Annotated in this window: 12 protein-coding genes; 3 read left to right on the forward strand and 9 right to left on the reverse strand. The window is 61.7% G+C overall.

Annotated features, from left to right (window positions below; translation table 11 throughout):
* Window positions 1–56 precede the first annotated feature (56 nt).
* The 9 genes from Q0248_RS05440 to gcvP form a co-directional block, all read right to left on the reverse strand.
* A complete protein-coding gene (locus Q0248_RS05440; protein WP_299320560.1) occupies window positions 57–1,121 on the reverse strand; it encodes an aldose epimerase family protein in 1,065 nt (354 codons plus the stop codon).
* A gap of 644 nt (window positions 1,122–1,765) precedes the next feature.
* A complete protein-coding gene (locus Q0248_RS05445) occupies window positions 1,766–2,674 on the reverse strand; it encodes a cation diffusion facilitator family transporter (RefSeq protein WP_299320561.1) in 909 nt (302 codons plus the stop codon).
* Window positions 2,658–4,040, reverse strand: a complete 1,383-nt coding sequence (gene hemG, locus Q0248_RS05450; RefSeq protein ID WP_299320563.1) for a protoporphyrinogen oxidase — start codon at window positions 4,038–4,040, stop codon at window positions 2,658–2,660. Before hemG ends, Q0248_RS05445 begins: the two co-directional genes overlap by 17 nt.
* Window positions 4,041–4,055: 15 nt before the next feature.
* On the reverse strand, window positions 4,056–5,723 hold the full coding sequence (gene recN / locus Q0248_RS05455; protein ID WP_299320564.1) for a DNA repair protein RecN: 1,668 nt from the start codon (window positions 5,721–5,723) through the stop codon (window positions 4,056–4,058).
* A 106-nt stretch (window positions 5,724–5,829) separates the two neighbouring features.
* Window positions 5,830–7,038, reverse strand: coding sequence for a bifunctional phosphopantothenoylcysteine decarboxylase/phosphopantothenate--cysteine ligase CoaBC (gene coaBC / locus Q0248_RS05460; protein WP_299320566.1), 1,209 nt, complete (start codon window positions 7,036–7,038; stop codon window positions 5,830–5,832).
* Between the two features lie 5 nt (window positions 7,039–7,043).
* On the reverse strand, window positions 7,044–7,814 hold the full coding sequence (locus tag Q0248_RS05465; protein WP_299320567.1) for a 3'-5' exonuclease: 771 nt from the start codon (window positions 7,812–7,814) through the stop codon (window positions 7,044–7,046).
* 22 nt (window positions 7,815–7,836) lie between these two features.
* The gene (dnaN, locus tag Q0248_RS05470) at window positions 7,837–8,970 is read right to left on the reverse strand and encodes a DNA polymerase III subunit beta (RefSeq protein WP_299320569.1); all 1,134 of its coding nucleotides are present in this window, start codon (window positions 8,968–8,970) and stop codon (window positions 7,837–7,839) included.
* A gap of 383 nt (window positions 8,971–9,353) precedes the next feature.
* Window positions 9,354–9,902: a DUF1697 domain-containing protein gene (locus Q0248_RS05475; RefSeq protein ID WP_299320570.1), complete on the reverse strand. Its 549-nt coding sequence runs from the start codon at window positions 9,900–9,902 to the stop codon at window positions 9,354–9,356.
* Window positions 9,903–9,975: 73 nt separating this feature from the next.
* On the reverse strand, window positions 9,976–12,861 hold the full coding sequence (gene gcvP / locus Q0248_RS05480) for an aminomethyl-transferring glycine dehydrogenase (RefSeq protein ID WP_299320572.1): 2,886 nt from the start codon (window positions 12,859–12,861) through the stop codon (window positions 9,976–9,978).
* A gap of 552 nt (window positions 12,862–13,413) precedes the next feature.
* Here gcvP and Q0248_RS05485 point away from each other — a divergent pair.
* Genes Q0248_RS05485 through Q0248_RS05495 form a run of 3 tightly spaced genes read left to right on the forward strand, consistent with a single transcriptional unit; the run spans window position 13,414 to window position 19,043 of the window.
* Entirely contained in the window at window positions 13,414–14,478 is a 1,065-nt protein-coding gene (locus Q0248_RS05485) for a DUF4837 family protein (protein WP_299320573.1), read from the forward strand.
* 6 nt (window positions 14,479–14,484) lie between these two features.
* The gene (gene pdxA, locus Q0248_RS05490) at window positions 14,485–15,594 is read left to right on the forward strand and encodes a 4-hydroxythreonine-4-phosphate dehydrogenase PdxA (RefSeq protein WP_299320575.1); all 1,110 of its coding nucleotides are present in this window, start codon (window positions 14,485–14,487) and stop codon (window positions 15,592–15,594) included.
* Window positions 15,595–15,620: 26 nt separating this feature from the next.
* The gene (locus Q0248_RS05495; RefSeq protein WP_299320576.1) at window positions 15,621–19,043 is read left to right on the forward strand and encodes a UvrD-helicase domain-containing protein; all 3,423 of its coding nucleotides are present in this window, start codon (window positions 15,621–15,623) and stop codon (window positions 19,041–19,043) included.
* Window positions 19,044–19,086 lie beyond the last annotated feature (43 nt).

Below are 19,086 nucleotides of genomic sequence, written 5' to 3' on the forward strand. Positions count from 1 at the left end.
TCTGTTGTGTCATTACTTACTGTTTATGTGAATGGATTTTGTTAGTTAGCGTTGCCTTAGCCTTCTACGGTGAAGCGGAAGGCCGTCGTGGAGCGGAACTCCTGCCCTGGGTCGAGGCGTGTCGAGGGGTATTCGGGACGATTGGGGCTATCGGGGTAGTGCTGCGTCTCCAGGCAGAGAGCGGCACGCGCAGGGTAGCGGTGGCCGTGCTTGCCACGCATGTTGCCGCTCATCCAGTTGCCCGTGTAGAGCTGCACACCAGGCTGGTCGGTGTAGACCTCCATGACGATCCCTGTCTTGGGCGAGGAGCAGCGTGCAGCGCGACCCAGTTTGCCCAGAGGCTTGTCGAGGATGTAGGTGTGGTCATAGCCGCGTGCCCAGACGAGCTGGTCCCAGGCGGTGTCGATGCGCTCACCCACGAGATGAGGCTCACGGAAGTCCATGGGCGTACCCTCTACGGCCGCGGGGGCTCCGTAGGGGATAGCTGTCTCGTCGGTGGGGAGGTATTCCTTGGCATCTATCTGCAGGCTGTGGTCGTGCACGGAGGCATCCCCGTCGCCAGAGAGATTGAAGTAGGAGTGATTCGTGAGGTTGAGAATGGTGGGCTTGCTGGTGGTAGCGCGGTACTCGATCGTCAGCTCGTTCTCCTCCGTGAGTGTATAGATGACCTCTACGTGGAGCTCCCCGGGATAGCCCTCCTCGCCGTCGGCAGCAACGTAGCGGAAGGCGATCTTATTCGTCGCAGTCTGCTCGGCGTCCCAGATGACGGCGTTGAAGCCCTTGAGCCCGCCGTGCAGTGCGTTGGGTCCGTTGTTGATCGGGAGCTGATAGCTCTTCCCGTCGAGGCTGAAGCTGCCCTTGGCTACGCGGTTGGCATAGCGGCCACAGATGGCACCGAAGTAGGCTTCCTCGCTATCGAGATACTCCTGGAGGCTGTCGTGTCCGATGACGACATCCGTCCAGCCCGAGTGGCTAGGGACGATGAGGGAGACGAGCTTGGCGCCTTGGTTGATGAAGTGTGCTTCGGCGCCTTGCTTATTGGTGAGGCTGTAGAGGCGTACCTCCTTGCCGTCGACGACCCCTTGGAAGGCCTTGGGGTCGAGTTGTGCTTTGTTGCTCATAGCAAGTGTAGTCTATTGCTTGTATATTAAGGAGCGGAGATTGCGACCTCAAATATACAAAAACTTCGTACATAGCCAAGATAAATGCCTACCCTTGGCGCCTAGATCGGGCATATCATCTGCAGCATCCGCGCGAGGAATAACCCTAAGTCCGTGCCGCTCATCTACTGGCTAAGCCCTCTCGCAGGTCGCAGACTTACTGCCGAAGTACGCTCGCCAGTGTAAGCGAGGCAGCGTAGCGCGGTGACAGCTAAGGTGCAGCGCTCTGAAGGATATCCCTCAACCTTCTGACTGCTATCCCTCAGCCTCCTGACTGACGTCCCTCAGCTCCCCCACTGATATCCCTCACGGAGCCTCCCCCTGATGCTGTGTGCTGTCTCACGGCGCGTCGCAGCCTTGTCATCATTAAGAACAGGCTAAGCCTTAGCCTACAACTTAAACGAACAGAGCCCTAGGAGGGTGACACGCGTGACGAGCAGCTGCTGCCGCTGTGATCTGCGTGTCGCCTTCGTAGGGCTCTTTCTTTGCTTAGACTGTGCTGGAGGCTCAGCCTCTTGAGGGCTTCTTCGTCCCTCGCTCTATATAATAATGGTAGGGGCTGAGGGGGGATCGGGGCGTAGCTTAGCCTCAGTCGTGGAGGCTGGCTAAGCGGGCTCGACGTGGATGCTGATATGCGTCTCCCAGCCAAAGCGCTCCATGAGGCTCTGCTCGAGCCTTATAGTCACCTCGTGTCCCTCGTGTACGGTCATGCTTCCCGAGACGAGGATGTCGACCTCGATGGCATAGCACTGGCCGAGGCTGCGCGTATGGAGCTGGTTGATCCCCTTCACCTCCTCGGCGGCGTAGATGATACTGCGGATCTCCTCCTCGACCTCGGGGCTGAGGCAGACCTCAGTGAGCTCCTTGCACGCTGGCAGTAGTGAGCTCCAGCCCATGTAAATGATGCATAGGCTGACGATGGCCGCTGCGAGCGGCTCGAGGAAGAGCCCTCGAGGCCCGAGGGCGATGGCTCCCGAGATCCCCAGCAGTACGGCGCAGAGTGTGAGCATGTCTCCTCTGTGGTCGAGGGCCTTGGTACGCAGCGCCGAGCTGTCGAGCCGCTGAGCCCAGCGCTGGGTATAGAGGTAGAGGCCGAGCTTGATGATGAGGGAGAGGGCTGCGATCAGTAGGGTGAGCCTACTCGGCTGGGGGAGGACGAGCTTGCCTAGCAGCAGCTGGAGCGTCGTGCTGAGGCTCCGATAGAGGAGGGAGACCCCGACGCCGAGCATGACGCCCGCCATGACGAGGGTGGCGAGCGTCTCGAACTTGCCGTGCCCATAGTGGTGGTCTTCATCCTGGGGCTTGCCCGAGATGTGGATGAAGATTAGGGCAATGAGGTCGGTGGCGAAGTCGGAGAGCGAGTTGATCGCCTCGGCGATCATGGCGCTACTATGCCCGAGGATACCTACGGTGAGCTTGAGGACGACGAGCAGCGCATTGGAGAGGCTCCCTAGGAGCGTGACCCTGAGGATCTTCTCTGTGCGAGGGGCTAGCCTGCTAGCACTGCGCTCCATGGCTCGAGCGTATGATCGAGTCTGTGATGAGAGCGGCCTGCTTGACGCGGTCCGCCATGCCTATGCCGTCTCGGATAGCCCCAGCGAGGTGGAGCCCAGGGTAGCGCGTCTCGAGACGCTGGATCTGCTCGAGACGCTCCTCACTGCCCGCCTCGTACTGCGGGATGGCGTAGCGGTGGCGGAAGATATGGAAGACTCGGGGCGGAGTGGTGACCCCTAGGATGCGCTCGAGACGCTCCGTGACCAGCTGCCTGATCTCCTCGTCGCTATAGTCGATCACCTCGGGGGCACGCATGCCGCCTAGGAAGATGGAGAGCATCGAGGCCCCTGCGTGGGGCACGCGATCGGGGAAGCAGGCGCCTGGGTTGAGTATGCCGAGGACCTTGCTGTCCTCCGAGGAGGGGAAGAGTCCTCCGAAGGCATGGAACTGAGGTAAGGCTTGCTCCACGCCCCAGGCAACCTGTACGATAGGGGCGTAGCGTAGTGCGGTGATGGGGGTGAGCTCGGCTTCCGAGAGGAAGGGGAGTAGCGTCGGTAGCTCGTAGGCTGGGGCGGTCGAGATGACTTGGCGGGCCTCTAGCTGCTGCGGCTGCCCATCTCGGGTGTAGCGGATAAGCCAGTGGTCACCCTCGGGAGCTATCTGGCAGCTCTCTGCTCCGAGGATTAGGGCTTCCTCTCCGAGTGCCTCTCCGAGCGTCGAGACTAGCTGCTGCAGGCCACCATGGACGGAGAAGACCTCCCTGGTCGCGAGCCGGTCACGGTCGCTCTTAGGCTCCTTGCGCTTGGCTATGGCTCCGCGGATGAAGGAGCCGTAGTTTTGCTCCAGCGCGTAGAGCTTCGGCAGCGCGAAGCGGGTGATGAGGCGCTCGGGATCACCCGCATAGATCCCGCCGATGAAGGGATCTACGGCGTAGCGCAGGAAGTCCCTGCCGAGGCGACGGCGCACCAGTTCGGCCAGAGGCTCGTTGGGATCGCTCCCAGCTGCGCGGAAGGGCTCGGTGAGGAGGCGTAGCTTGTCTCGGAAGGAGAAAAGCGGGGTCTGTAGCCCAGACTTGGGCCCAGAGGGGAGGGGGAAGAGGCTTTGCTTGCCCTTGTGTGTCTTGAGGATGAGGCGACGCGCAGCGCTGGGGTCGGCGATCTGCTTGAGCTCGGGGAACTGCTGGAGGAGCTCGGCGAGCTCGGCGTTCCCAATGACGCCTGTACTCGGTCCCTGCTCGAAGGTGAAGCCAGCCTCATGGTGGCTCTGGATCACGCCGCCGATGTGCTGAGTGCGCTCTAGGATCTGTACGCTGTATCCAGCTTGCTGTAGCTGGAGGGCTGCGGTGAGTCCCGTGAGCCCTGCGCCGATGATGGCTATGTCGATCATGCTTTGCCTCTTGGCTTAGTCCTTGACAGAGTCGAGCAGGGCACGGGCTGCGGCTCGGCTCACCTGGCTGAGTTGGCTACCGCTCTGCATACGAGCGATCTCGTCGACGCGCTCCTCCTCGGAGAGGTGGCGGATATGGCTGCGTGTGCTGTCGGAGCCGTGCTCCTTATATATGTAGAAGTGGTCTACGCCCGCGGCCGCGATCTGCGGCAGATGCGTCACGGCCATGACCTGCATGCTCTGCCCCATGCGGCGTAGTATGGTGGCGATACGCTCGGCGGTCTCTCCCGAGACGCCTGTGTCGATCTCGTCGAAGATGATCGTGGGTAGGCTCCTCCGGTCAGCGATCAGCGCCTTGAGGGCGAGCATGAGGCGCGAGATCTCCCCGCCCGAGGCGATGTCTGCTACGGGCTCGGGAGCGATGTCCTTGTTGGCGGAGAAGAGGAAGGTAACTTGGTCTATGCCCATACTCCCTGGGCTGTCGAGCTGCTGCAGCTCGATGAGGAAGCGGACATAGGGCATCCCGAGCTCTCGGAGCGAGCTGAGGAGGGCGCCTTCAATCGCTCTGGCCGCAGTGATGCGTAGCTCGCGTAGCTCGAGCGCCTTGCTTAGGAGCGCCTCTCCCGAGGCGGCAAGCGCTTCCCTGAGCTGGCTGAGCTCTTCGTCGGAACTGGTGATCTGGGTGAGCTGATCGGACAGCTGCTCCTTGATCTCTAGGAGCTCGTTGCAGTCCTCCACGTTGTGCTTGTGCAGCAGCCCACGGATGAGGTCGATGCGCTCCTGGATGCGTGCCAGGCGCTTGGGGCTAAAGGTGACGCTCTCACCCTCGTCGGCCAGCGTCGCCGCTAGGTCCTGGGCCTCGATGCGGAGGCTCTGCAGGCGCTCGCACCACTCCTCTGCCGAGCTGTGGTAGGCACGTATGCTCTCCACTGACTTGAGGGCGTAGGCTAGGGCTTGGATGGCTCCCGACTCATCGTCCTCTAGGGCGGAGACGGCCTGCTGCAGCACGCTCTGGATCTCCTGGGCGTGGGCGAGCTGCTTCTCTTCCTCCTCGAGCCCTTCTAGCTCCTCGGCCTCGATGTCGGCCTCCTCGAGCTGGTCGTAGAGGAACTGTAGGTAGTCCTGCTCCTTGCGCAGGCTCTCCGCGCGGGTCTGCGTCTCCTCGAGCTGCTTGGCTAGTGCCCTGTGGGCATGGTACTGCCGCTGGTAGTCCTGCAGCAGTGCGCCGCTCCCGCCGTAGAGATCTAGGACGGAGAGCTGGAACTGTGCGTCCCCGAGCAGCAGGTTCTTGTGCTGGGAGTGTATGTCGATAAGGTACTCGCTGAGGTGCTTCAGTAGGCTCAGCGAGGCGGGCGTGTCGTTGACGAAGGCACGGCTCTTGCCCTTGGCCGTGATCTCGCGGCGGATGATGCACTCCTCTTCGTCGGCCTCTATGTCTTCCTCCTCCAGCATGGCACTGGCAGCAGCATCCAGCTGGGAGAAGTGTGCCTCGATGACGCAGCGCTCGGCGCCCGTCAGTAGGGTCGAGCTATCCGCCCTCTGCCCCATCAGCAGCCCGATGGCGCCGAGGATGATGCTCTTACCTGCTCCCGTCTCCCCCGTGATGACGGAGAAGCGAGGCGAGAACTCTATGATGAGCTCCTCGATGAGGACGAAATTCTTAATGCTGAGTCGTGTAAGCATAATCCACTACAAGGGGTAAGGAAGATGTGGGGCAAGGGAGAGCGGTGCGGAGATCCTGGGGGGGCAGAGGGGCAAGGTCGTCTCCTCGCGGCTCGGACGGTCGTGCTTAGGCCTCGAGACGCTTGGCGACGAAGTCGGCGATGTCGTGGGCGACGGCCTCCTTGGTCTTCAGTTCGTAGGCCTCGATAGCCCCTTCGCGATCGAAGAGCGTAACCTTGTTGGTTGGATAGGCAAAGCCCGCGCCAGCGTCCTGCAGACTGTTGAGGATGATGGCATCGAAGTTCTTGCGCTGCATCTTACGCTTGGCCTCCTCGACGCCCGCGTCACTCTCGAGGGCGAAGCCCATGAAGTACTGCCACGGCTCCTTAGCTAGGCCGAGGGTCGCGGCGATGTCGGGATTCTGCACCAGCTCGAGCTCGAGGCAGTCCTCCCCCTCGCGCTTGATCTTGGTCGCGGAGCTGTAGCGGGGGCGGTAGTCGGCTACGGCGGCAGCGAAGATCGCTAGGTGTGCCGTCCCGATACGCTCCTGACAGGCTGCCAGCATCTCCTCTGCTGTCGTGACGGGGATGAGCTCCACGCGCTCGCTGGGCTTGAGGCTGCTGGGGCCAAGGATAAGGCTGACCTCAGCTCCGCGGCGAGCGAACTCATCCGCCAGCGCTATGCCCATGCGCCCCGAGGAGTGGTTCCCGATGAAGCGCACGGGGTCAATGGCCTCATGCGTGGGGCCTGCTGTGATCAGCACGCGACGTCCCTCGAGGTCGAGGCTCTCGGTGAAGTAGTCCTCCAGGATGGAGACGATGACCTCGGGCTCCTCCATGCGTCCCTTGCCTACGAGGTGGCTGGCGAGCTCGCCCGACTGGGACTCGATGATATAGTTCCCTCGCTGGGCGAGCAGCTCGAGGTTGTCGAGGGTGGAGGGATGTGCCGCCATGTCGAGGTCCATAGCGGGGGCGACGAAGACGGGAGCCTTCATCGAGAGGTAGGTCGTGATGAGCATGTTGTCTGCTACACCATGGGCCATCTTCCCGATGGTGGCAGCCGTAGCAGGCGCTATGACCATAGCGTCGGCCCAGAGACCGATATCTACGTGGCTATTCCATGTGCCGTCTCGACCGCTGAAGAACTCGCTGATGACGGGCCGTGAGCTCAGTGCCGAGAGCGTGATCGGGGTGATGAACTCCTTCCCCGCTGGGGTGATGACGATCTGTACCTCCGCCCCTGCCTTGACGAGCAGGCGGGTGAGGGTGGCTGCCTTGTAGGCTGCGATACTCCCCGAGATGCCTAGTACGATGTGCTTGCCTTGTAGTACGCCCATACTCCTTACTTCGCAATGAGGCTCTGATAGACGCGGGTGAACCAAGCCTTGGTCTCGAGGGGGAACTGTGCCCCCTGTACCCAGCCATAGTAGCCTGGGTCACGGAGCAGCACCTCCTTCAGGCGCTGCCCACGGTACTTGCCGAAGTTGATGATGATCTCGTCCTGCTCGTCGTAGGCTAGCATCCCAGCGAAGTCTACGGTGCGCCCATAGCTGGAGAACTTTGCCAGGGCTGCGATGTCATTCTGCAGCTCGTCGGGGTAGTGATCTAGCTGTGCCTGTAGCACCTCGTAGGTAGCCTGGGTGTCGGCGTCCGCAGCATGGGCGTTGGTCAGCTCCTTGCCGCAGTAGAACTTGTAGGCAGCCTCGAGGGTGCGACGCTCCAGCTTGTGGTAGATCGTCTGCACGTCCACGAAGCGGCGGTCGCTGAAGTCTACCGCGATCCCCGCCCGAAGGAACTCCTCCACGAGCATGGGCACGTCGAAGCGATTGGAATTGAAGCCAATGATGTCGCATCCGTCAATCCACTCGTAGAGGCTACGGGCTACCTGGGCGAAGGTCGGCTGGTTGGCTACATCCTCGTCGGTGATGCCATGCACCGCCGTAGCTGCGGCTGGGATGGGCATGCCGGGGTTGATGCGGCGTGTCTTGGTCTCCTCCTCGCCGTCGGGATGTACCTTGAGTATGGAGATCTCGACGATGCGGTCACGCGTGATCTGCACCCCCGTAGTCTCCAGGTCGAAGACTACGGCAGGGCGTTGGAGCTGTAGTTTCATGTCTGTCTAGATAGCCTGGCGTCTACTCGCCGATGAGCTTCATAGGGATGATGAGCGTGCAGATCTCTATGCCCTCCTCGGTCTGCAGTGGGGTGATGACCCCAGCACGCGTCTGGTCGGTGAGTGCTATCTCGATCTGCTCGCCAGCGAAGCTCTGCAGCAGGCTCTGTAGGCAGTTGTAGTCGAAGCCTATGCGTACGAGACTTCCAGCAGCCTGACCGCTGGCGGGGATGGTCTCCTCGGCAGAGGTCGAGATGTCGAAGTCCTGAGCGGAGATACGTGCGCTGCCCTCGGTGAAGTCGAAGATGATCAGCGTGCTAGCCTTGCTGGCGAAGAGCGCCACGCGCTTGCTGGCAGAGATCAGCAGCGGCAGGTCGACGGTGATGTGATGGGCCGAAGAGGGCGGGATGACCGAGTTGTAGTTGGGGTACTTCCCCTCCAAGAGGCGTGCCGTGAGCTCGACGTGGGGGAGCTCGAAGGAGACGTTCTGCTGGTTGAATCGGATACGTACCACACCCGTCTCCTTCACTAGGAGGTAGCGGGAGAGGAGCGCCGCGATGCGCGAGGGAAGGCAGAAGGACATCTGCTGCCCGCTCTTGATGTTATTGTCCGTATAGCGTACGAGGATGCGTCCGTCGGAGGCTACGGCCACGAGCTTCTCCTCGAAGAAGTCGAGGAAGACCCCCGTCATGATGGGGCGGCGCTCGTTGTCGCTAGCGGCGAAGACCGTCGACTCAATGGCGCGGAGCAGCGCGGGGGCGGGCAGCTCGATGCTGTGCTCGGGGTCGAAGGCGATGGACTCGGGGAAGCTGTCGCTATCGATGGCGAGGAAGCTGTAGTGTCCGTTGCTGTAGACGAGGTTGGCCTTGCCCTCCTGTACCTCCAGCTCGATGGGCTGATCGGGGAGCTCACGTAGAGCGTTGAGGATGGTGTCTGCGCGTACGGCGAAGCTGCCATCACCCTCGAGGCTCTCGACGGAGAGCCTGCTGGTCATGCGATTGCTCTGATCTGCAGCTACGAGGGTTAGCTCTGCTCCGGATAGCGAGAAGAGGATATTCTCCAGTACAGGTACGGCTGCACTGCTCTTGCTATTGATTACCTTGGCTACGGTCTGTAGCTGCTGGTAAAGCTCATTGCTGGATACTACGAACTTCATTGCGTCTATGTTGTATTATGTGTCTCGCAAATATACGCCTTTTGCCCCAATGCGCCCTAAGGCTAAGCGCTCGGGCAGGGGCAGGCTCTTCTCCTCCCTGCTCCTCCCTGGGGCGTAGCTCAGGGGCAGAGAGCCCCCAGCCTCGTGCAGGTATAGGCTAAGGCCTCCCGAGGGATATCAGTCAGTCCGCTGAGGGACGTCCATCACGGGCACGAGGGCTATCAGTCACGCTGCTGAGGGATATCCCTCGCAGAGCTCAAGGGAGGATGCCGCTTTGCTTCGCCTCCTGGCTCGCTCCGTTGTGACTGAGGCTTGGGCTCGCTGCTGGCGCTCTTCGACCTCCTTGCCTCCCTACGTCTACTCCTTATTATATATAGGAGAGGCTAAGCGGGAGAGAGGGCCTCGGCGAGCTCGATGAGGCGGGCGAGGGTCTTGCGGTTGCGTGTCGTGGCGGTGATCTTCAGCTTCTTCTCTACGAAGTTATTGCTGAGCTTGGAGCGGCTGGCATCCGTGGGGATATAGAGGTAGAGGCGTCCCGCGACGACGCGCAGCTCCTCGGCTCCGTAGTCCTCCTCGCATAGTGCCGCGAGCCGCTCGGGGTCGATCGTGTCCATCGTCGTGGGGTAGAAGACCCGCTCCTCGAGGTAGTCCGCACCGAAGGGACTGGAGGCGAGGTGCGCCCGCAGCTCCTCAGCCGTGGTCGTGATGACGCCGAGCTCGGCTCCGCAGTAAGCACGTATGATCTCGGCGATACGTGTGGAGGTCTGCTCTGGTGAGTGGGGGGAGCGCAGGACGATATTCCCGCTTTGGATGTAGGTCGTGACGTCGGCGAACTCTGCCGCCTCGATGGCTTCACGGAGCTCGGCCATCTTGGGGATGCGGTTCTTGCCACTCGGCATCACGCCTCTGAGGAGTACAATGTAGCTATGCATCGGTCTTGGTAAAGATAATGCCCCCGCGAGCTCTCTCGGAGGGAGCTGCGGGGGCATTGTCAGGTGAATGGCCTTAGCCCTCAGTCGAAGGAGCTATGCAGGCGCAGAAGGAGGGGACGAGATTGCGGTCCCCGAAGCCGTTGTCGATACGTGCGACGTTGATCCAGAACTTGTTCTCACGCAGATAGGGCAGTGGATAGGCTGCCTTCTCGCGTGGGTAGCTGTGGCTCCAGCTGTCGGAGACGATCTCGTACTCGGGGTGCGGGGCATTCTTCAGGACGTTGTCCTCGGCGTCTACGCGCCCTTCCTTGACCTCCTGGATTTCCTCCCAGATGCACTGCATGACCTCGAGGAAGCGGTCTAGCTCGGCCTTGCTCTCACTCTCCGTGGGCTCGATCATCAGCGTGCCGTGGACGGGGAAGGAGAGGGTGGGTGCGTGGTAGCCGAAGTCCATGAGGCGCTTGGCGATGTCGCTCTCATCGACCCCGCAGGTATCCTTGAGGCGGCGGCAGTCGAGGATGAGCTCGTGCCCGACGCGTCCCGTGGCGCCCGTGTAGACGATGCCGTAGGTATCCTTGAGGTGGACGGCCAGATAGTTGGCATTGAGGATAGCCGTGCGTGTCGAGCGCTCCAGACCCTTCGCGCCCAGCAGACGGATGTAGGCGTAGGAGACGACGTCGATCCCAGCGCTGCCCAGCGGAGAGGCCGCTACGACATTACCCTCGATGGGCTCGAAGTCTACGCCGTAGCCGTGGGTGGGCTGGTAGGGAGCGAGGGCCTCAGTCATGCAGATCGGGCCGCTGCCAGGGCCACCACCGCCGTGAGGGATGGCGAAGGTCTTGTGCAGATTGAGGTGGCAGACGTCGGCACCGATGAAGCCCGGGTTGGTGAGGCCTACCTGAGCGTTCATGTTCGCCCCATCCATGTACACCAGCGCGCCGCAGTCGTGGACGCGCTTGCAAAGGTCGATGATGTTGGTCTCGAAGATCCCGTGCGTGCTGGGATAGGTGATCATCATCGCTGCCAGGCTGTCGCGATGCTCCTCGGTCTTCTTCATGAAGTCGTCCCAGTCGACGTTGCCCTGCGCGTCGCAGGCTACGATGACGCACTGGTAGCCGCACTGCGAGGCCGAGGCGGGATTGGTGCCGTGAGCGGAGGCAGGTAGGAGGACCTTGTCTCTATGCCCACCGCCATGCGCCTCATGGTAGGAGCGTATGGTGCGCAGACCTGCGTATTCGCCCGCTGCCCCAGAGTTGGGCTGGAGGGAGACGACGGGTAGGCCCGTGATCGTCGCTAGCAGCTCCTTGAGGTTCTCCAGCAGCTCCAGCGAGCCTGCCACCTGGTCCTCGGGGGCGTAGGGATGGATGTTGCAGAAGGCGGGATTGCTCAGCGGGATGACTTCGCTGGCGGCATTGAGCTTCATCGTACAGGAGCCGAGGGAGATCATCGAGTGCGCCAGGGAGATGTCCTTACGCTCGAGGCGCTTGATGTAGCGCATCATCTCGGTCTCGGTGTGGTACTTGTTGAAGACCTCGTAGGAGAGGAAGGGCGAGGTGCGCAGATGCTTGCGCTGGATGTAGATGCTGTGCTCGCTGACCTCGTCGTTGAAGTTGCTCTCCTTGCCGAGCGCCGAGGCGAAGATATAGCAGAGCACGCTCAGATCCTCGGGCAGGGTAGTCTCGTCGATGCTCAGAAGGACGACACAGCCGCAGGGTGCGTAGAATAGATTGACGCGGCACTCAAGGGCGAGCTCGCGCAGCTTGTCGGCGAAGCCAGCTTCCTCAGGCAGGACGACACAGAGCGTGTCGAAGAAGTCCTCATGCAGCAGACGGTAACCCAGATCGCGCAGCTTGCCCGCGAGGAAGCCCGCGTAGGAGTGTACGCGGCGAGCGATATGCTTTAGCCCTTCGGGGCCGTGGTAGACGGCGTAGAAGCCGCTCATCGACGCCAGCAGGGCCTGTGCCGTACAGATGTTGCTCGTGGCGCGCTCACGCTTGATGTGCTGCTCGCGCGTCTGCAGCGCTAGGCGGTAGGCCTCCTTGCCCATGCGGTCCTTACTTAGGCCGATGATGCGGCCGGGGAGGGTACGCTTGTACTCCATGCGACAGGCGATATAGCCCGCCGAGGGGCCACCGAAGTACATGGGGATACCGAAGCGCTGTGCCGAGCCGAAGACGACATCTGCTCCCCATTCGCCTGGAGGTGTCAGGAGCACCAGCCCGAGGAGGTCAGCAGCGACCCCCACCTTGATATCCGCCTCGTGAGCCTTGGTGACAAAGTCGCTGTAGTCGTTGACTCCACCCATAGCCCCTGGGTACTGGACGATAGCGCCGAAGTAGTCTGCCCCGAAGTCAAAGTCCTGCCACTTGCCTAGTACGACCTCTATACCCTGCGGGATGCAGCGCGTGGTGATGACGTCGCGCGTGGAGGGGAAGACATCCTTGTCGACGAAGAGGCGACGGGCTCCTGCCTTCGTCTTGGCCTTGCTGCGCTCATTGAAGAGCAGGAAGGCGGTCTCCGCCCCAGCCGTAGCCTCGTCGAGCAGAGAGCAGTTGCTCAGCGGTAGCGCCGTGAGGTCCGTGATGACGGACTGGAAGTTGAAGAGCGCCTCGAGGCGTCCCTGAGAGATCTCTGCCTGATAGGGCGTGTAGGAAGTGTACCAAGCGGGGTTCTCCAGCACATTACGCTGGATGACGGGGGGGAGGACGGTGTCGTACCAGCCCTGACCGATGTAGGAGGTGAAGACCTCATTCTTGGAGGCGAGGTCGGCGATATGCTCGGCGAACTCCCGCTCCGTCATAGGATCGGGTAGGTCAAGGGGCTCGGAGAGACGGATGTTATCGGGGAGGGTCTGGGCGATCAGCTCATCGAGGGTCTTGACCCCGATGGTGCGTAGCATCTCCTCGGCATCCTGGGCTCCTACGCCGATATGGCGGAGGGAGAAGTCATTGGTGTTCATAGGCGAACGGTACTATAGTGATAATGTTAGTGAGTCAAGGTCTGTAGCTGGACTACAGCGTACCAAAGGTACATATTTCGCTGTTAGTCCCCAAACCGCCCAGTCGCCTCCCACCAGCCGTCCCAAGACTGCCTCCATAACACCTCCCTTACCCTTCGTCTTCGTCCCGAGCTATACTGTGTTAGGACTCATCTTTAGCCTTCCCGAGCCTCAAAACTTGTGGAGCGAGGGCGAGGGATGGGGCTGACGGAGCTGAAGGATAAGGGGGACGGGCAAAAGTAATATAATAATCGGCGGAAAGTAATATAATAATTCTCCGAAAGTAATATAATAATTGATCAAAAGTAATATAAGAAATCTCAGTGAAGGATATCCCTCAGCTCAGTCCGCCCTAGCTCGGAGCTCGGTGGAGGCCAGCTCGTAGCAGGCCGCAGGGCTTGTCCGAGTCACTGCCGTGCGGTGACTCAGCCTCGTGGTGGCGAGGGCTAGGCTCAGCAGAATCCTTATCTTTGCGTTATCAGTCACACAAGTCAACCTATACATATATATAGTATGAAGCGATGGATTAGCCTTTGGCTCCCCTGCCTCGCCCTAGGGATGAGCGTGCTCGCGAGCTGTAAGAGCTCGGGCAGTAGCGCCCTGCAGCAGAAGGCCACGGGGAAGCCCGGCGAGCTGATGCTCGTCATGGACAAGCAGTACTTCGAGGCTCCTATGGGGCTCAAGCTCTACGATCTTCTCGAGGACGACGCGCCCTCCCTGCCGCAGGCCGAGCCCAGCCTGCGCATCTCGCGTGTGCCGACACAGTCCTTCACGGGCTTCATGCAGCTGGTGCGCAATGTCCTCATCGTCGACGTAGACAAGGATCGCTACACGACGACCTCGATGAAGTACAGCTACGACGACTGGGCCAAGGGACAGGTTGTGATGCGCATGACCTCACCCAGCCCCGACTCGATCATGAGCTATCTGGATAGTAAGGGCGAGGGGATCATGAACGTCTTCGTACGCCACGAGCTCTTCCTCTTCGGCGAACTGCTAGCCAAGCAGTACAGCGCGCGTGCCCAGCACTTCACCGATAGCCTCTTCGGACGTAACATCAACGTCCCTGAAGACATCCGCAATCAGAAGGTGGCGAAGGACTTCCTCTGGATGTCCAACTCCTCCATGCGCTCGCGTCACGATATCCTCGTCTATAGCTACCCCTACACGGGGCCTAAGAGCATGGGGCTCGATGCCCTCGTGGCTAAGCGCGACAGCGTACTGCGGACCAATATCGCAGGCGAGTTCGAAGGCAGCTACCCCTGCACGGAGCAGAACTATGGCCTGCTCTACCGTCGCGTACAGCTCCCTGGAGAGGAGAGCCCACGCGCCGAGGTGCGCGGCCTGTGGAAGATGACGGGCGGCGCCATGATGGGCGGGCCCTTCGTCAGCCACGCGATCCTAGACAAGGCCGCCCAGCGTGTCCTCGTCTTCGAGGGCTTCGTCTACCGCCCCAACGAGGACAAGCTGCACCTCATCCGCATGATGGAGGCAGCGCTCTACAGCCTACGCCCCAGCAGCGTCAAGACCTTCGACCCTGAGCTCATCCTCAAGGTTGCTTACACTAAGGGCTTCTAGCGAGAGATGGCAGCACGACGTATCAAGGTCGCCATCACGCACGGCGATATCAATGGCATAGGCTACGAGCTCCTCTTCAAGATCTTTGCCGATGAGCGCATGACCGAGCTCTGCACGCCCGTACTCTATGGCTCGGAGGCTGCAGCCCAGTGGTGGCAGCGACAGCTCCAGCTGGAGCAGCCCGTGAGCTGGCAGCTTATCACAGGCGCCGAGGAGGCACGGGAGGGACAGCTCAACCTCATCGACTGCGCAGGCGCGCACAAGGTAGAGGTACATCCTGGGGAGGCCCATGAGGAGGCGGGGATGCTGGCCTTCGAGGCGCTCGAGCGGGCTACGGCTGACCTGCGCAATGGCCTCTGTGACGTCCTCGTCACGGCTCCGATCAATAAGGCCGTCATGCCGCAGCAGCTCTTCCCCTTCAAGGGGCATACCGATTACCTCGATGCCCTCGGGGCAGTGACGCCTGGTGAGAGCCTCATGGTACTTGGGGCTCAGGACTGCCGCGTAGCGCTGGCGACGACGCATATCCCTGTGTCGGAGGTCGCCCGTAGTCTCAGTGAGGAGCTTATCCTGACGAAGCTCCGCCTGCTGGAGCAGGGCCTGCAGCGCGACTTCGGCATCATTAAGCCTCGTCTAGCGGTGCTGGCGCTGAACCCACACGCGGGGGACAAGGGGCTGATCGGCAAGGAGGAGGACACCATCATCCGTCCCGCCCTGCAGCGTGCCTCCGAGGCGGGGCAGCTCGTCTTCGGCCCTTATCCCGGGGATGGCTTCTGGGGGAGCGCCCAGGTGGACAGCTTCGACGGTATCCTAGCCATGTACCACGATCAGGGACTGGCGCCCTTCAAGGCGCTCTATATGAACGAGGGGGTCAACGTGACGCTGGGGCTACAGTTCGTACGCACCTCTCCTGACCACGGCACAGGCTACGACATAGCGGGCAAGGGGATCGCTGACCCCACCAGTCTACGTACGGCCATCTACTGGGCGCTGGATATCTATCGCTGCCGTCAGCGCTATGACGAGGCGACACGCTACCCCCTACGCCGTCACTACCACAATAGGGGCCGCGACGATGAGCGTATAGACCTCAGCGCCGTGCGCGACGACTACTAGCGCCTGCCTCCCCTTAGCTATAATCTATGAGTGCCCCCCCGCTAAAGATCTACACCGCCTCGGCAGGCTCGGGTAAGACCTATGCCCTCGTACGCGAATACCTGCGTCTCGCACTCGACGGAGACCCGCGCAGCTACCAAGGCATACAGGCTGTGACCTTCACCCGAAAGGCCACTGCGGAGATGAAGGAGCGTATCCTAGAGGAGCTCCATCAGCTGAGCCAAGGGCGCTCTCGTATGGCAGCCGAGCTCCTCAGGGAGCTCGGCTGCTCCTCGTCTGAGCTGGAGCGTCGCGCTCGCCTCATGCTGCGCACGCTGCTCGAGGAATACCAGCGCTTCAGGATACGCACGATCGACTCCTTCTTCCAGGAGCTCATCCGCAGCTTTGCCCATGAGCTTGGGCACAGCGGAGCGCTGCGTCTGGAGACGGATACGGCCTACGTCCACAGCTACGCCATCCAGGCTCTCTTCGCCGACATCGACCAGGGCAAGGCCGACAAGACCCTTAGGGACTGGATCATGCACCTAGCCCTGGATAGCATAGACCAAGGGCGGAGCATACGGGTTGAGACAGGGTTGAAGAACTTCGCAGGGCAGCTAGAGCGCGAGGCTGTGAAGAAGCAGCTGATCGCGGGCACCTTCCCTCATCACGAGGATCTGGACGCTCTGGAGCAGAGCCTCCGAGCCTATCGCGCCTGGGCTAAGGCAGAGGTCATGCGCATCTATCAGGGCTTCCTAGAGGAGCTGCAGCGGGCAGGGCTGACGCTCCAGGACCTCAGCTACGGCGAGCAGGGGGCGCTGGCAGCAGTGCTCCATGCCGCGAAGCTCGAGGGGACGAGCCTGCTCAAGGCTAAAGCCCCCCTGATGAGTGCCAAGCGCTGGCAGGAGTGGAAAGCCAAGGACTACAGCGCTGAGGCGCTGCTCAAGAAGGGGCAGGAGGGCAAGGCCGCAGGGCTCTCTGCGACGACCTTAGCAGAGCTCGGGAAGGCCTTCGACCAGCTCTGCCGCGACCATGCCCCTAGCCTCGAGGCGGTGACAGCGATGCTCAGGCAGCTGAGCTTCTACCGTCTCCTCATCAAGATCAAGGAGAAGCTGGACACGCTGCGCAATACGGAGCGCCTCAGCGTGCTGAGTGACGCGCCTACTCTGATCGCCCACCTGCTGCGGCATGTCGACCCCGGGCAGTCGCCCTTCTTCTACGAGCGTATCGGCACGCGTATCGCGCACCACATGATCGACGAGTTCCAGGACACGAGCCAGATGCAGTACGAGAACTTCCTCCCGCTGCTGCGCGAGGCCGTGGGCAACGGGCAGGACAGCCTCCTCGTTGGGGATGCCAAGCAGAGCATCTACCGCTTCCGCAATGCCGATAGCAGGCTCCTCTCGTCCGTCGGGAGCTACTTCGGCGAGGAGGCCGCCGAGACCATACCGTTGGATACGAACTGGCGAAGCACCCCTGAGGTCATCCACTTCAACAACACCCTCTATCCCGAGCTGGCACGCCTCTTAGCCGATCAGCAGCAGGTCGAGGAGAGTGGGCTCGGGGCGGCAGAGCAGCAGCGGCTGCGCCAGCTCATCGATCAGTCCTTCGGCATCTACAGCACCGAGCAGGTCGCCCAGCAGGTGCCCGAGGCACATGCCGAGCGTGCGGGGCTCGTCGCGTTGCACTATGTCGACCTCAGCGGAGCGCAGGAGGCGGAGCCTGAGCCCTCCGAGGCTGAAGGGAGTGAAGAGGGCGAAGTCGATGCCAGCAGCTACCGATCTATCATCCCCGTCATCCTTGACCTCCAGCACCGCGGCTATCGTCCCTGCGATATCGCTATCCTGGTGCGCGGCAGCAAGGAGGCTCAGGCTATCGCCAAGGTGCTGCAGACGACCGTCCTCACAAGAGAGGAGGCCGAGCGCTGTAGCCTCGACTTCACCTCTCAGGAGGCCCTCATCTTAGGTGGAGCCTATAGTGTAGGCTTCCTCATCGCTGTCTTCCGCTACATCGCCCAGCCTTTGTCGCGCTACCATCGTACGTACCTACAGCTCTACTACGAGCAGCTACGCCTGCAGAAGGGGCAGGAGTTAGGGTACGAAGAGGCTCCTCATCTCCCCGAGCTCGAGGAGGCGGGGGAGCTCGCTGAGTCCTTCCTCGCGACGCTGGCGCATGCTGGGCGGCGTGGACTCTTCGAGCTCGGCGAACTGCTGATCCATTACTTCGGTCGCCTGCTCCTTGAGGCGGAGGAGGCCTACGTGATCTTCTTCCTCGAGCTCCTCCAGCAGCACGAGGCGCATGAGGGCTCGGATCTAGCGGCCTTCCTCAGCTACTGGGATGAGCGCGGATCGGGGCTGACCATTGTCGCCCCAGAGGACGAGCGCAACCTCCGCCTCATGACGATCCACAAGTCCAAGGGGCTGGACTTCCCCGCTGTCCTGCTCCCTGACCTCGACTGGAAGATCTATGACGGAGGGCGGCGAGCTGAGATGCTGTGGTGCCCCCTCAAGCGGGAGCGCTTCCCCGAGGAACTCCAGCTGCCTATGCGCCGCGATGAGGAGCTGGGGGCGGTGCCGCGCGTGGCCTACGTCCCCGTGGAGGCGACCAGTAGCCTCGCCTATAGCACCTTTGCCCCCGAGTACTATGAGGATCGTGTGAACCGCGCCCTAGATGCCCTCAATCTCCTCTATGTGGCGACGACACGCCCCGCCCGAGAGCTCCATCTGTGGCTGCCTCAGCCCGAGGAGGCCAAGGAGAAGCCCCAGGCAAGCACAGTGGCCGAGCTCCTCACGATACTGGGGCTAGAGGAATTGCTCTCGAGCCTCGGAGGCTCCTCCCCGCGCTTTGTGACGACCCCAGCTACAGATCCGCTGGCCTATAGCCTACCCGAGCTCCCAAGCTATAGCCCGAAGGGAACAGCGGCGGAGGAAGGTCAGCCCCTGCGTATCCAGCAGCTAGAGGCCTATCCCTCGAGTCGGCGTATCGCTGTCCTTAGGGAGGGCCTGGACCACTTCATCGAGGACAGCCCCATACGCAATGGCCGTGTGATGCACGGCATCCTCGAGCGTATCACGACGACGGCTGATATCTCCGCTGCCCTGGATGAGGCGGTGCTGGATGGCCTCGTCAGTGAGGAGCACCGTCCCAGCATCCAGGTGCAGCTCGAGGCGATCACGACTGCGGAGGCGACGCGGCGCTGGTTCGACGGATCGGGACGTGTGCGTACCGAGGCTACGATCATCGGTGGGGAGCGTCACGAGGTACGCCGCCCAGATCGTATCGTCTTCTACGAGGACGAGCAAGGGGAGCGGGTCGAGCTGGTAGACTATAAGTTCGGCAAGCCTCAGCCTGGCTATCCCGCGCAGGTGCGCCGCTACATGCAGCTGATGCGTGCTATGGGCTACGAGCGCGTGACGGGCTACCTCTGCTACATCACCGAAGGCGAACTCCAGGTCAAGCTCATTAGCTAGCCTGCCCCTCGCAGGTGCTTGAGGTGAGCTCCTTGGCAACTCC

Source organism: uncultured Porphyromonas sp., assembly GCF_938046015.1.
Classification (GTDB): Bacteria; Bacteroidota; Bacteroidia; order Bacteroidales; family Porphyromonadaceae; genus Porphyromonas.

What these genes read in the sequence shown, in the direction of transcription:
- Q0248_RS05440 (WP_299320560.1), bottom strand. Translation starts at nt 1,121, where the DNA reads ATGAGCAACAAAGCACAACTCGACCCCAAGGCCTTCCAAGGGGTCGTC.
- Q0248_RS05445 (WP_299320561.1), bottom strand. Translation starts at nt 2,674, where the DNA reads ATGGAGCGCAGTGCTAGCAGGCTAGCCCCTCGCACAGAGAAGATCCTC.
- hemG (WP_299320563.1), bottom strand. Translation starts at nt 4,040, where the DNA reads ATGATCGACATAGCCATCATCGGCGCAGGGCTCACGGGACTCACCGCA.
- recN (WP_299320564.1), bottom strand. Translation starts at nt 5,723, where the DNA reads ATGCTTACACGACTCAGCATTAAGAATTTCGTCCTCATCGAGGAGCTC.
- coaBC (WP_299320566.1), bottom strand. Translation starts at nt 7,038, where the DNA reads ATGGGCGTACTACAAGGCAAGCACATCGTACTAGGCATCTCGGGGAGT.
- Q0248_RS05465 (WP_299320567.1), bottom strand. Translation starts at nt 7,814, where the DNA reads ATGAAACTACAGCTCCAACGCCCTGCCGTAGTCTTCGACCTGGAGACT.
- dnaN (WP_299320569.1), bottom strand. Translation starts at nt 8,970, where the DNA reads ATGAAGTTCGTAGTATCCAGCAATGAGCTTTACCAGCAGCTACAGACC.
- Q0248_RS05475 (WP_299320570.1), bottom strand. Translation starts at nt 9,902, where the DNA reads ATGCATAGCTACATTGTACTCCTCAGAGGCGTGATGCCGAGTGGCAAG.
- gcvP (WP_299320572.1), bottom strand. Translation starts at nt 12,861, where the DNA reads ATGAACACCAATGACTTCTCCCTCCGCCATATCGGCGTAGGAGCCCAG.
- Q0248_RS05485 (WP_299320573.1), top strand. Translation starts at nt 13,414, where the DNA reads ATGAAGCGATGGATTAGCCTTTGGCTCCCCTGCCTCGCCCTAGGGATG.
- pdxA (WP_299320575.1), top strand. Translation starts at nt 14,485, where the DNA reads ATGGCAGCACGACGTATCAAGGTCGCCATCACGCACGGCGATATCAAT.
- Q0248_RS05495 (WP_299320576.1), top strand. Translation starts at nt 15,621, where the DNA reads ATGAGTGCCCCCCCGCTAAAGATCTACACCGCCTCGGCAGGCTCGGGT.